The sequence below is a fragment of the Bacillus sp. FSL K6-2944 genome (assembly GCF_038005385.1).
GTDB classification, from domain to species: Bacteria; Bacillota; Bacilli; order Bacillales; family Bacillaceae_G; genus Bacillus_A; species Bacillus_A cereus.
Window position 1 is genome coordinate 1948404 of the sequence record NZ_JBBOTE010000001.1, and the last position, 12887, is coordinate 1961290.

Below are 12887 nucleotides of genomic sequence, written 5' to 3' on the forward strand. Positions count from 1 at the left end.
TATCTCCCACTAACCCTACAGTGGTTTTAATTTTCAAAATTTTTCCTCAAGATTATGAAACAATTTAAAAATCATTACTCATTCACCAGTACGGGAGCTTATATCCGTATGAAAACTTTTCACTTTTTCTCCAGTTAATTCTAGTATAATCTCTTTCAAATCTTCAATTCCAGATTCAACTAGCTCCGAACGATTTTTCTTTATCGTTAGCATACCGTCTTTTGTTTCGCAAACCGTATATTCAGCCGGCGTTAAAATACCTTGTAAATTTACGATAATCATATCCCGTAATATATCTGTCTTAACGGATATAGACCCGCGTCCTAGGTAGTCCTTTTCCCAGTGAGTAATTGCTTTGCTTATCTCTGATTCAATAGAGCCTTTTGAGTTTTTCATCTTTGTATCCTCCTTCAATAAAATGTAATTACATTTATAATTACAATAACAATATAATAATCTGGATTGATTTTATTTTCAATTATTGAGAAGAATTTATAGGAATCGTTGTCATGTATCCTTTAGTATTAAGGTGAATTTTTATATTGTAATATACATTTTTTGATTATCCCCCGACAAAATACTCTTACTATAAAGACTCTGTTGCATAGATTTCAAAAAGGACATTCCGGAGAAAATAAGAAATCGACTTTTGGCTTAGTTATTGATTTAGTAATGGAAAACACCTTTTTAAAATAATTATGTTTATACTATAGACGTTGATCTTTCTGGAAGTTTAGTTGAAAATGATCCGCTTCATTGTATACCCCGAATTCATATCCTTTTTCCTTATAAAATTTAATAATTTCCGGAAGCGCTTGTAATGTCTGTAGTTTTTCATGCATTAGAACTACTTCCACATCTTCTGTTGTTGTACGCTTTACATTTTCTATAATTTGCTGTGGGTTACCTTTTAATTTCCAATCATTTGAATCTATCGTCCAATCCCAAACTTTTATTCCTGCTTCTACAATTTTGTTACGAATGTCCTGCCCCTTTAATCCTGGTGCAGATCCATATGGCGGACGAACTAATTTAGGAGTTGTACCCGTAATATTATGAATAAGAGCTAACGTTTCTTTCATCTCCGTTACAAATTGTCCTTTTTTGTATAGCTTATCACTATTATGTGTCATACTATGTGCACCAATATAATGCCCTTCTTTTACTGCTCGCTTTACGTTTTCCTGAAAACCTGTATTTTGTAAATTGCTACCTTGCATAAAAAATGTCGAGGCGACATTTTGCTCTTTTAGTACATCTAAAAAATTCCCAGTTAGTTCGCTAGGACCATCATCGAATGTTAAATAAACAACCTTTCCCACCGGTTTTCCATCAGGTCTTTTCTGTTTTGCTGGTGGTGTTTCTTTTTTATTTTCTTGTTGTTGCGTGTTAACTTGATTACTACTTTCGTTAGCTATTCCCTTCGCTGGGATAGAGTTCCATTTTCCTATTAAAAAGAAGGTGAAAAAGGTCGTGGCTAAAACAACTCCTAGAGATATTATTACCTTAGTTAGTCGACTTGTTTTTTTCTTACTTTGTGATTCTTTCATTATTTTTCGATCCTTTCCCTATTAATTTTTATATTCATTATTTATACAGCTGAGCATTAACTCCAGCTGATGTTTACAATAAATAGATTAATAGAGGAAGGTGAAGATAAAATGCAGATAATGTCGAATTTAGTTAAAGAATAACGTATGGCATCCACTCTTTAAAAAAATATTTGTTTCTCTACTACAGTTAAATTTGAAAACTGGATATACATCCAAAATAAAAGATACTACTCTTTCTAAACAATATTTTCATATCAAGATAACAACATGCTGGTATAAAGATAAAATACAAAGATAGCCGTACTATTGAAATTCTATTATAATTTTGTAATTGGAATTCATTTGAACCAAATGAAGAACTAGAAGAAATATTATTATGTGGAGGTGCCCCGATGAACCTTGTAATTAGAGAGTTAGAAACAAATGATTTAGATAATCTCCCGGAGATTGATGACAGTTTTATAGTGAATGCTCGGTTAATTCTTTCTCTTTCCAATGGAAATAAACGTATAGAATATACAGTAGAAGACGTTCCGAGTTATGAAAAAAGTTATTTACAAAATCAAGATGATAATGAAGAACTGGCTTACAATGAATATATAAATAAACCTAATCAAGTCATTTACATAGCACTGTTACATAACCAAATCATTGGATTAATGGTATTGAAAAAGAATTGGAACCACTATGCTTACATAGAAGATATAACGGTAGATAAAAAATATCGTACACTCGGAGTTGGTAAAAGATTAGTTGATCAAGCAAAGCAGTGGGCAAAAAAAGGCAATATGCCAGGTATCATGCTTGAAACGCAAAATAATAATGTCGCAGCATGTAAGTTCTATGAAAAATGCGGATTTGTAATTGGTGGGTGTGATTTTCTTGTTTATAAAGGTTTGGATATTGAAAATGATGAAGTTGCAATTTATTGGTATTTGCATTTCAAATGAAACTGTTTTTAACATTAAACAAAGTCAAAATAAAAACCCCAATCTCTCTATATTAAAATTGAGAAACTGGGGTTAAGTTATTTAACCATATTTTTTATTTAAAACAAATAACTAATTAATAATCCTGCTGATAATAAGAAGCCAAAAATCGTATTTGTCATCGCTGTTGATTTCATTGCGATGCGCATATACCCAGGATCCTTTGCCCCTTTTTGGAAACTTTGAATCGCAGAAATTGGCTTTCTCAAACCTAGGAACATAACTAATGCCCAAGGGCTTATATAACCCATTAATACAATTACGGCAATCCATAAATACGCAATGAAAAAGGCTACCGCTAGTGTTACCACAGCTTTCTCTCTCCCAAGGAGGATTACTAATGTCTTTCTTCCACCTTTAATATCTTCTTCGATATCTCTGATGTTATTCGACATATTGATTGCACCGACTAAAATTCCAATTGGAATGGAAATCAATACACTTTCAATCGTTATCGTATTCGTTTGAATAAAGAAAGCAATGAGTACAAAACATGTCCCCATTAACAACCCAGAAACTAATTCTCCAAACGGGGTGTACGCAATTGGTAGTGGACCACCTGTATATAAATAGCCAACTGCCATCCCAATTAAACCAATAACCACTAACCACCAACTGCTATTCATACAAATATAAATGCCAATAAAAGCTGCTACGACATATAATAAAAGCGCAACTGTTAACACATTTTTTGGCTTCAATCCATGACGGACAATTCCGCCACCGATGCCAACGGATTCAGCGGTATCTAATCCACGTTTGAAATCATAGTACTCATTAAATAAGTTCGTTGCTATTTGCAGCGCTAAACATGCAAGCATCATCGCAATAAATAAAAGCCAATCAATTTTGGCAACATAAAGTGATGCCACTGTCCCTAAAATTACAGGAGAAAACGTCGCCGTTAATGTATGTGGGCGCGTCATCTTCCATATTAATTTAGCGGAACTAATTTCCTTTTCATTCCCCATAACTCTGTTCAATCTCCCTACATTTTAAGTATAAATTACTAGCAGTATCTTTCTATCTATTTCCTGCCACGCATCCATTCATTATAGCAATAAATGATTATCCTTTCTAACAAATCAACTTTTAATAAAGTAAAATTTATAAAATGAAACTTTACCATCTTCACATAATATTCTGTATTACTCCTAAGAGTGGTTTTAAAGCGATGCGATAAGTAAATGAAATACATAATAAAAAAGAGCCAATCTCCAACACAATAGAAGATTGGCTCTTTCCTTTATTTATTCCCCAATTTCAGAAAATCGTTTTATACGTTCACCAATTTCATCACGAACACGTTGAAATTCAGACCATTCTTTTCCTGCCGGGTCATCAAATCCCCAGTGAACACGATTTACGTGCGAAGGTGTCGAAGGACAAACAGAATCCGCATGACTACAAAGCGTAACGACTAAATCAGCATTATTTAAAATGTTTGCATCAATTATATCTGATGTTTGATTTGTTATATAGATATTCACTTCATTCATTGCTTTAATTGCGTTTGGATTCACTCCGTGTGCTTCGATTCCTGCAGAATATACATTCCACTTATCTCCTAAATATTGTTTGCCCCATGCTTCTGCCATTTGGCTTCTGCATGAATTTCCTGTACATAAGAAATAGATTGTCTTTTTATTTTCCATGTTGTTTTCCGCCTTTGTTTTTAAATTATACTGGTTGGTCATTAAAATATTTACGCTTAAACCAAAAAGCGACGTTTACAAGTGCAATCATGACAGGGACTTCAACTAACGGTCCGATAACAGCTGCGAATGCTGCGCCTGAATGAATACCAAACACACCAACCGCTACAGCAATCGCTAACTCAAAGTTATTACTACCTGCTGTAAATGCTAACGTTGTAGTCACCGAATAGTTTGCACCAATGTTTCTTCCCATAAAGAAAGAAACAAAAAACATTACAATAAAATAGATTAATAACGGAATCGCTATTCTTACCACATCTAATGGTACGCTAACAATCATCTCCCCTTTTAAAGAGAACATAATGATGATCGTAAATAGCAATGCAAGTAATGTAAGTGGACTAATTTTCGGTATAAACACCTTTTCATACCACTGTCTTCCTTTTAACTTAACGAGTACAAAGCGTGTCAACATACCTGCTATAAAAGGAATTCCTAAATAGATACATACTGATTTTGCTACTTCTATCATTGTAATATCGACAATAGCACCTTCAATCCCTAACCATTCTGGAATTACAGTTACAAATACGTATGCATAAACTGAGAAAAAGAGCATTTGGAATACCGAATTAAAAGCAACTAAACCTGCCGCATACTCTTTATCTCCATCGGCAAGATCGTTCCAAACAATGACCATTGCAATACAGCGTGCTAACCCAATCATAATGAGACCAACCATGTATTCTGGTTTATCAGGAAGAAAAATAATTGCTAACACAAACATAAGTACCGGACCAATAATCCAGTTTTGTACTAAAGATAGAACTAACACTTTTACATCTTTAAATACTCGGCCCATTTCCTCATAGCGAACTTTCGCTAATGGTGGATACATCATTACAATTAAACCAACAGCAAGTGGAATAGACGTCGTTCCAACCTGTAATGTATTTAGTCCGTCTACTACACTAGGAAACACAAACCCTAAACCAATCCCAACAGCCATTGCTAGAAAGATCCATAGTGTTAAATATCGGTCTAGAAAGGATAAACGTTTCATTTTATTTTCCAGCTCCTATTAACAACAAGAATTTTTTTCTACTACGGTAGGAGTCGTACAACAAGATGGATCTTCTATTTTATGAACATCACTATCTGCTTTTGTATAAAAGAACTCCCACTCATTACCATCGGGATCCGTTAGCCAAAACTTATCTTGTACTGCATAGCAACAAGTCGTATCCATCTCATCACGCGCGAAGAAACCTTCTTTTTCTAATCGTTCTTTATGCAATGTAATTTCTTCAGCTGTATCCACTTGGAAACCAAAATGATTTACCTGATTTCCCTTCACTTCATCTCGCACGTTCAGCGTGAAATTAAGTCCTGGCGTCTCTAATAAAAATTTTGCATAATCTGTTTTCACTTTAACTGGTGATACACCAAATACCTTTTCATAAAATTCAATAGACTTCTCTAAATTCGTAACGTTTATACCGATGTGAACATATCTCATACCTTATTCCTCCTCTTTATATATCATTAATCAATTTTTTTTGATTAATAACTCAAAATTTTAACAGCAACTACCTTTCCCTGTTTTTCTAAAGATACAGCACAATTCTTCTGATAATAAATTATTCACTTCCGCATCATTTAAATCATAATAACTCCACGTACCTTTTGTTTCTTTTACAATTAAACCCGCATCTAATAAAATCTTTAAATGATAGGACAACTTAGATTGCGTCATTTCAAAAACTTCTGTTAAATCACATACACACGTCTGGCCCCGCTGGCAAAGTTCATACATGATTTCTAAACGTTTTTGATCAGCCAACGCTTTAAACTTTTTCTCATAGAGCTGAAAATCTTGTACCACTGTAGTTCACTTCCCTTCATCAACTTTTTTTGATATTTATAGTATATACGCTAGTGAGTTCATTATGCAACTTATTAATCAAGTTTTTTTGATTTAGAAAAACTACGGTTCTTTTTACAACTTAATAGTTACAACATTTCCGAGAAATGGAGTCTCTATAACTATTTTAAATTTTAATTTGATCATTATAGAGTAGTGCCCCATCACCCTCAATCTAAGAAAAACAAATACCCCAAAATGAGAAAAATCGATATAACTCTTTCGCAAATAAAGATAACTCTTGTTTTTGGTACATATTCATAAAAAGCACGTCACCCTTTCTCATTAACATAAGAGAATAGTAACGTGCTTTTAATTTCAAAAATAGTCTAAGATGGTTGTGGGACGGGACCCCCATAAGAACGTTATCTAAGATTGTATGAGAGGTGTTAGTTCCATTCCAATGGCCTCAGCCGGCGATTAACTCAAATACCGATTTCGGATGATCCCCATGTGATGAAGCTCGTGTCCTGCGACGCCGTACGCGAGGGCGCGCGCCGTAATGCTTAGGTTGTTGGCTGTGCCCTTACGATTCCATGCCTCCGCCGGTAGCCCGCGCAGCAATGTAACCGTTGATTGCCGTACGGCCCGGTAGTCTTCGGCCAATTGCGCGGTTGTCCAGCTTCCGAAAGGAGGTATGAACAATTCCTGATCGAAACCAGTCAGAGGTGTCTGGTCCCCTCTTGCGAACCGGAGCAGGCGGTAGGTCATGACGCGTTCCGCGTCTGCAATGTGGCCCACGACTTCTTTCAGCGTCCATTTCCCTTCCGCATACCGATATGCGGCCTGGCTTTCGGTCAACGATGCCAGGAGCTCGGTCATTTGCTTTTCCTGGGCGAGCAGAATGTCGATGATGTTACCGTCCGGCACCAAACGGATATATTCGCCGGAGCTTCCGGCGTATTCTTCTTCTGACGGTCTTTGATTCATGCGTAGTCACCTCATTATGTAGATATAGAAAATTATAGCACTCGTCTATGTCTAATAAATTCGCGAAATAATAGAACTTCCCTTCTAATAATTGTGGATAAGCAACTATTTAGTTAGTCGCCACACTATCCTGATTCGTTAGCACAATAAGCAATGCTAATCAATAATGCATAAAAATTAGAAGTTATACAATATTTCAAAGTTATTAATATATATTAGGTTATTCCGAAACATATATAAATACATTTTGTCGAAACTATTAAAAAGGGAGAATTTCTCTAACTGGAGAATTAATAATTGTGTTACCAATATGTAAAAATCTCAATTTAAAATTAAAGGAGAACAAAATGGGACAAATAATTGTATCGATGTACCTCTCACTAGATGGTGTCATGGAGGAACCAGCTTGGACTGCTCCATATTTCAATGAAGAAGTAGCAAAGTTTCAATCCGATTTACTGTTTGAAAGTGAAGCGCTTCTACTAGGGCGAGTAACCTATCAAGGTTTTGCAGCTGCCTGGCCTTCTATGACTGATGAAGAGGGTTTTGCTGATAAAATGAACAGCATGCCTAAATTTGTTGCTTCAACAACTTTGGAAGAAACCGAATGGAATGCAAACCTTATCAAGGGGAATATTGTAGAAGAAATATCGAAACTGAAGGAACAGCCCGGTCAGAACCTTTTAATTTATGGTAGTGGTGAGCTTATACAGACATTGATGCAACACGACCTCATTGATGAATATCATTTTATGGTCAATCCTGTTATCGTGGGAAGCGGAAAGCATCTCTTTAAAACCGGAAACGATACAAAGGCTTTAAAACTGATCGAAACAAGAACGACTGGTTCAGGTGTCGTTATTCTTTCCTATCAGCCGGAGAAAAAAGAATAATTATTGATAAATTATATAAAAAAAGATTGACTCTTTCAGATCAGGAAAAGTTAAAAATAACTTCCAATAACGAGAATAATGTAAATAAGCTGTCCATGTAGACAGCTTATTGTTTTTTTGCTTAGCGTGCAAAATTCGCGTCTTGTTCGCGGGACTCCAAACAGTATGATTTTATTTCAAAGACACAACGATCTTACTACACACTTTTTATTTATCCCACACTCTCATTTGCTAGTATTACTATTTTTTATTACTAATGTTGCCGTTTCACTCGGGTGGCTAAGAGGAAAATGATGGCCATATGGAACAAAATCAACCTTACCAAGATGCGATGGAGCAGAATAGGCTCTGTCATAATCCCCCCAAATAATGTGAAGATTATACTTTGTTACTTCATTGAAATCACCTTGATCGTTTTTCAGTAGTAAACTGTTAAGCTGAACCGTAGTATTTAAAATTCTAGGAGAAGTAAAACTTTTACTTATCTTTTCAATATAATGTTCAGGGATGCTCTCCGTACTTTCAAACAAACCATTACTTAATAAATAACGCCCTATCAAATTAGTAGTTGCTAATTTTAATGTCCATTTGTTCATAACTTGAGGAACATTTAGCGATTTAGCATTTTTTTTAGCAACAGGTGGCTGAAGTAAAGTGATTGAATACTTCTTATCTATGTACTCTTGTACCAATGCTTCCAGAAGAATAAACGCACCGAATGAATGTCCAATTAGATGCGCACCATTCGTAGCTTTCTCCAATAACTTTTTCACTACATTCAAATAGATATTTAGAAGATTTTTCTCTTGTTTAAAAGGAGACCGTCCCAAACCTGGAAGATCCAAGATCCATACAGGTTGACCAGTTTTTTCATGAAGCTCTTGTGCTAAAGGAAATAAATCCTCTCCATCACTCAATAAACCATGTAATAAAATAAACGGTTTACCCTTTCCTTGTAATTGGTAAAGGGTAGTGTTATCGCATAATATTCGTTTAAATAAATGATTATGCCGGCCATTTTGATACATTATTCGATAATCCAGATCAGCTACTACGGCAGGGAAAAATTTCATTACACTCGTCTTCTTAAACCAATCTCCTCCCATAATTTTTTTCGCTGAAACATTTGAAAATTTTTGTTTTGTAATAAAATTCAGTCCATCAGAAGGAATTTTTGTTATTTTACTTCCTCCACTATTCATAATTGCTTTCATAAATGGCATTGGAACAGAGATTTTTGGTGCCCTCATATTCATACTTTCCGACATAATACTTAATAATTCAGCAATGTTTTGATCGTGCTGTTTGTCTTCAACAAGTGTATATGTTTGAATAGTCGGTTGCTCCAATCTGAAAACCTGCACAATAAACTTCGCAAGCTCATCGTTTGAAATAAGTGGTAACCTATATCCCTTACCTCCAGGAATCACTGGCATGAGCCCTCTTCGCATACTCATCACAAGCAAACCTAATCCTGCTATCTGCTCTGTACTCCCTGTTTTACTACTACCGACTACAGTTGGCGGATTAATTACAGAAAGCGGATAACCTACTGCTGATGCCTGCTGACGGATATAAAGATCTGCTAAAAATTTTGTTCTCTCATATGGATTTTTTATTTTCAAATAATTGTTTCCTTCTTTAAACACATCAATTGCAATCTTGCTATTTTTATCATCAAAGGGACTCATATAACCTACAACATGAATAAATTGTTGCAAACCCTTCAATTGATGAATACTTTTAGCTAATTCACTAATATGTTTGGCGCCATTTAAAAATACGGAAGCTGCCTCTTTACTTGTCGCTTGAATATCCATGGGGCCTCCTGCATGAATAATCACATCCGTTTTCAATACCCTCTCCTTATCTTCAGCACTTAGACCTAAATCTATTTTCGTCAAATCACCTTCAATAAAGTGCATAACTTCCTTTTTTAAGATGCCTCTTTCTTGAAAAAGGCGTGTTACTTTATTTTTCGACCTCACTAAAAGAAGAATTTTAACATCCTCTTTGGCTAATTCTTTTACTAATTGTTTTCCAATAAAGCCTGTTCCACCAGTTAAAAATACTGTTCTCATATAAAATCCCCTTTTAGTACTACTTAGTACTAATTTGATGTAAAAAAAATGCTTCTTTTATCGAAGCAATTTTAAAAAATGATCTGCTGTTTTCGTGATTACAGTTGCATCCTTCAATGTTTCTGAAATAAATAACGCTCCTTCAAGATTTGTAATAAAAAGTGATGCAACCTCATCAATATTAATCGTATTTCTGAATTCTCCATTCTCTACCCCTTGTTTAAGTAATAGAGAAACTTTCTTTTGTAATCCTGTAAAAAAAAGACCTATTTTTTCTTTTATTTGCGTGGCCTGTTTAGGACTTTGAATATAAAGAGTAATAAATGGACAGCTCCCCTTATACTCCCTCGACTGAACTCCTTGTGATAATTGCTTTAAAAACAGTTGGATACGATCTTCAACTAAAAATTGGTTCTGAGAAAGTATGTCATCAATTGCAGATTGATACATTTCAATCCAATAATCAACGACCCCTTCTAATAATACTTCCTTATTAGAAAAGTGATAATACACATTAGACTTTGAAACTTTGCTTACACGTACTAATTCATCCATACTTGTATAAGCAAACCCTTTTTCTAAAAATAATGTTGCAGCTACTTCAATCACACGTTTTTGATTCATTAATTTTACCTTTGTCATAACTAGAACTATATAGTACTAATTTAAACATTGCAAGTATTTATGTTAATTTTTAAAAAAGTTTGATTAAAAAAGTTCCACTAACATTGATTTTACTGCAAAAAAATCTTATTTTGAATAAAGTTGAACTGGACCCCGAAATTGTTAATTCACTATCGTCTAATAGAGATCACCATACATACCCATCAACTTAAGAAAAAGAAATGTCCCCTAAACGAAAAAATGAGCGGCTTCTCAGAATAGCTATCTGTAGAAAAAGAATTTTTTAATTTAGGGATATATGAAAGTATTAGCTTGATGGTGATGTGGCGGTACCTCAAATAAAGAAATTTTAAACATCTTAATCTGCCTTTCCTTTATGTAAATATAGGAATAATGAAATTACCCCAAGGATAGCTAAACAAGCTCCAATCCATAGAGGAGATACAAAACCATATCCTTTACTGATCCCAAGACCACCTAGTGACGAACCAATAAGAATACCTAGCGTAATAAAAGAACTATGAACGGTATTTATCATTATTCCATTACTAGCTGTTTTCATCACCCTCGCAACCATAGCTGGATTCAATGCTACACCAGTTAAACCAATAAAAATCGTAGAAATCACTGCAATGTATTTATTCTCTGCACTTAAAGCAAATAAAGACAACGCTATGATTAATATAATTAATCCACCCATAAGTATTTTCATTGTAAATTTATCAGCGAACTTGCCAATTATTATATTCCCAATTACGGTCGCACTACCATAGAGAGCAAGTAAATATGGAATACTTGCACTTGAAAAGCCTGTGACATTTGTAAAGATTGGAGTGAAATAACTAAATGCTGCAAACGTACCACCAATAATGAACATACTTGTTACGTACGCTGCCCAAAGATGAATATTCTTAAATCGCAGAAGTTCGTCTTTCCAATTTAATTGCTCTTTATTTGAAGATGATGGTAACAACCGTTGAATCATAATCCCTGATACTAGCACAAGAACAGAAACAGCCCCAAAACTAATACGCCAGCCAAAATATTGCGAAATAACGGTTGTTATAGGTAAACCTAATACAGTTGCGAACATTAAACCTGCAAGTACAATTGATGCAGCTTTTCCCCTTGAATCAGAGTGAACCAATGTCGCAGAAAAGGAAATCGCAACTCCAAAAGCTGAAGCTGAAGCAATACCAGTTATAATACGTGAAATCATCATAATATCATAGTTCCAAGCAATAGCTCCGAGCGATTGACCAATTAAAAATATGAACATTAAAAACAATAATGCTTGTTTGCTGTGCATTCGTAAGAGGATTGCAGTTAAAATGGGGCCTCCTATTACCATTGCTCCTGCATAAGCTGAAATTAAATACCCAATAGATGATACAGGAACCTGAAATGCAAGAGCAAGTTCATTCATCATACCTGCAACCATAAATTCTGATGTAGTCATACAAAAGATTGCTAAAGCTAATAAATAAATAATCGATGGCATAAAAACACTCCTTATTCATTATTGTAATGATCGGTACAAAAATAGTCCGAAAAAAGAGCGCACTAAGCGCCACAAATAGACTCTATTGTTCCTTTGATAACTTGTTCAGACAACATCCGATTTTGCATCGATACATTAAGAACACGGAATCCGTAATAACTGCTTAAAAGCAGACTAGCTAATTCCTCAGCTGATTGCTTCTTTAAAATTTCACCTGTTTGCAATCCTTCCTCCATCACTGTTTCAATAGCTTGTTTAAGAAGTTCAACATGCTTCGAGAAAATTTCTTGTACCATTAAATCGTTTTTAGCACGTTCTATACTGGCATTAATCAATAAACATCCTTTTTGATCCATATTCTCAAAGTCTTCTTTCAATGCCCATTCAAAAAAATTACTTAATCGTTCTTTAACTGGAATTGGAGTATGTAACAATTTCCTTTGTTCCCTAATCCCAATTTCATGGTAGCGTTCTAATACTTGTTTATACAGTTCATGTTTACTACCGAAAGTATTGTATAAACTTCCTTTTCCAAGTCCTGTATCACTGCATAAATCTTGTGTAGAACACCCTTCATATCCTCTTAACCAAAATGTTTTCATTGCAACATCTACAATTGAGGAATAATCAAACTCTCGAGGTCTGCCGCGTTTATTCAATCGTATCCTCCTCTCATTTTAAAGATAACATGAATAGAATACCCTTTTTGTACCATGCGGTCAATAATTTTGTTT

General features: G+C 34.7%; 14 protein-coding genes. 2 read left to right on the forward strand and 12 right to left on the reverse strand.

Annotated elements, in window-relative coordinates; genetic code table 11:
- Positions 1–78 precede the first annotated feature (78 nt).
- Positions 79–396, reverse strand: coding sequence for a DUF2294 domain-containing protein (locus MHH55_RS09840; RefSeq protein ID WP_078186641.1), 318 nt, complete (start codon positions 394–396; stop codon positions 79–81).
- Between the two features lie 311 nt (positions 397–707).
- The gene (locus tag MHH55_RS09845; RefSeq protein ID WP_074555246.1) at positions 708–1550 is read right to left on the reverse strand and encodes a polysaccharide deacetylase family protein; all 843 of its coding nucleotides are present in this window, start codon (positions 1548–1550) and stop codon (positions 708–710) included.
- A gap of 395 nt (positions 1551–1945) precedes the next feature.
- Here MHH55_RS09845 and satA point away from each other — a divergent pair, with 395 nt between their 5' ends.
- The gene (satA, locus tag MHH55_RS09850) at positions 1946–2503 is read left to right on the forward strand and encodes a streptothricin N-acetyltransferase SatA (RefSeq protein ID WP_078186642.1); all 558 of its coding nucleotides are present in this window, start codon (positions 1946–1948) and stop codon (positions 2501–2503) included.
- A 98-nt stretch (positions 2504–2601) separates the two neighbouring features.
- Here the strand turns inward: satA and menA are convergent, their stop codons facing one another.
- The 6 genes from menA to MHH55_RS09880 form a co-directional block, all read right to left on the reverse strand.
- Positions 2602–3513: a 1,4-dihydroxy-2-naphthoate polyprenyltransferase gene (gene menA, locus MHH55_RS09855; RefSeq protein WP_074555250.1), complete on the reverse strand. Its 912-nt coding sequence runs from the start codon at positions 3511–3513 to the stop codon at positions 2602–2604.
- 279 nt (positions 3514–3792) lie between these two features.
- The gene (gene arsC / locus MHH55_RS09860; RefSeq protein ID WP_074555253.1) at positions 3793–4197 is read right to left on the reverse strand and encodes an arsenate reductase (thioredoxin); all 405 of its coding nucleotides are present in this window, start codon (positions 4195–4197) and stop codon (positions 3793–3795) included.
- Between the two features lie 25 nt (positions 4198–4222).
- Positions 4223–5263, reverse strand: coding sequence for an ACR3 family arsenite efflux transporter (gene arsB / locus MHH55_RS09865; protein ID WP_074555256.1), 1041 nt, complete (start codon positions 5261–5263; stop codon positions 4223–4225).
- Positions 5264–5281: 18 nt separating this feature from the next.
- Positions 5282–5719 carry an ArsI/CadI family heavy metal resistance metalloenzyme gene (locus MHH55_RS09870; protein WP_074555258.1) on the reverse strand — a complete coding sequence of 146 codons (438 nt, stop codon included), beginning with the start codon at positions 5717–5719 and terminating at the stop codon, positions 5282–5284.
- Between the two features lie 60 nt (positions 5720–5779).
- Entirely contained in the window at positions 5780–6085 is a 306-nt protein-coding gene (gene arsR / locus MHH55_RS09875; protein WP_002182884.1) for an arsenical resistance operon transcriptional regulator ArsR, read from the reverse strand.
- Positions 6086–6544: 459 nt separating this feature from the next.
- Positions 6545–7054 carry a DinB family protein gene (locus MHH55_RS09880; RefSeq protein ID WP_074555261.1) on the reverse strand — a complete coding sequence of 170 codons (510 nt, stop codon included), beginning with the start codon at positions 7052–7054 and terminating at the stop codon, positions 6545–6547.
- Positions 7055–7401: 347 nt separating this feature from the next.
- Between MHH55_RS09880 and MHH55_RS09885 the strand changes: the two genes are divergently transcribed.
- The gene (locus MHH55_RS09885; protein WP_075717170.1) at positions 7402–7947 is read left to right on the forward strand and encodes a dihydrofolate reductase family protein; all 546 of its coding nucleotides are present in this window, start codon (positions 7402–7404) and stop codon (positions 7945–7947) included.
- A gap of 224 nt (positions 7948–8171) precedes the next feature.
- On the opposite strand, the gene MHH55_RS09890 is transcribed toward MHH55_RS09885, so the two are convergent.
- The 4 genes from MHH55_RS09890 to MHH55_RS09905 form a co-directional block, all read right to left on the reverse strand.
- On the reverse strand, positions 8172–10028 hold the full coding sequence (locus MHH55_RS09890; protein WP_078186643.1) for an alpha/beta fold hydrolase: 1857 nt from the start codon (positions 10026–10028) through the stop codon (positions 8172–8174).
- 57 nt (positions 10029–10085) lie between these two features.
- Complete coding sequence (locus tag MHH55_RS09895) at positions 10086–10652, reverse strand: TetR/AcrR family transcriptional regulator (protein WP_001072312.1); 567 nt, start codon at positions 10650–10652, stop codon at positions 10086–10088.
- Positions 10653–11010: 358 nt separating this feature from the next.
- Positions 11011–12153: an MFS transporter gene (locus MHH55_RS09900; RefSeq protein ID WP_078187617.1), complete on the reverse strand. Its 1143-nt coding sequence runs from the start codon at positions 12151–12153 to the stop codon at positions 11011–11013.
- Positions 12154–12215: 62 nt separating this feature from the next.
- Positions 12216–12812 (reverse strand): TetR/AcrR family transcriptional regulator, encoded by a 597-nt coding sequence (locus tag MHH55_RS09905; protein ID WP_001042193.1) that lies wholly within the window; start codon positions 12810–12812, stop codon positions 12216–12218.
- Between the last annotated feature and the right edge of the window lie 75 nt (positions 12813–12887).

Coding starts and splice junctions, on each gene's coding strand:
- MHH55_RS09840 (WP_078186641.1), bottom strand. CDS start 396: ATGAAAAACTCAAAAGGCTCTATTGAATCAGAGATAAGCAAAGCAATT.
- MHH55_RS09845 (WP_074555246.1), bottom strand. CDS start 1,550: ATGAAAGAATCACAAAGTAAGAAAAAAACAAGTCGACTAACTAAGGTA.
- satA (WP_078186642.1), top strand. CDS start 1,946: ATGAACCTTGTAATTAGAGAGTTAGAAACAAATGATTTAGATAATCTC.
- menA (WP_074555250.1), bottom strand. CDS start 3,513: ATGGGGAATGAAAAGGAAATTAGTTCCGCTAAATTAATATGGAAGATG.
- arsC (WP_074555253.1), bottom strand. CDS start 4,197: ATGGAAAATAAAAAGACAATCTATTTCTTATGTACAGGAAATTCATGC.
- arsB (WP_074555256.1), bottom strand. CDS start 5,263: ATGAAACGTTTATCCTTTCTAGACCGATATTTAACACTATGGATCTTT.
- MHH55_RS09870 (WP_074555258.1), bottom strand. CDS start 5,719: ATGAGATATGTTCACATCGGTATAAACGTTACGAATTTAGAGAAGTCT.
- MHH55_RS09880 (WP_074555261.1), bottom strand. CDS start 7,054: ATGAATCAAAGACCGTCAGAAGAAGAATACGCCGGAAGCTCCGGCGAA.
- MHH55_RS09885 (WP_075717170.1), top strand. CDS start 7,402: ATGGGACAAATAATTGTATCGATGTACCTCTCACTAGATGGTGTCATG.
- MHH55_RS09890 (WP_078186643.1), bottom strand. CDS start 10,028: ATGAGAACAGTATTTTTAACTGGTGGAACAGGCTTTATTGGAAAACAA.
- MHH55_RS09895 (WP_001072312.1), bottom strand. CDS start 10,652: ATGAATCAAAAACGTGTGATTGAAGTAGCTGCAACATTATTTTTAGAA.
- MHH55_RS09900 (WP_078187617.1), bottom strand. CDS start 12,153: ATGCCATCGATTATTTATTTATTAGCTTTAGCAATCTTTTGTATGACT.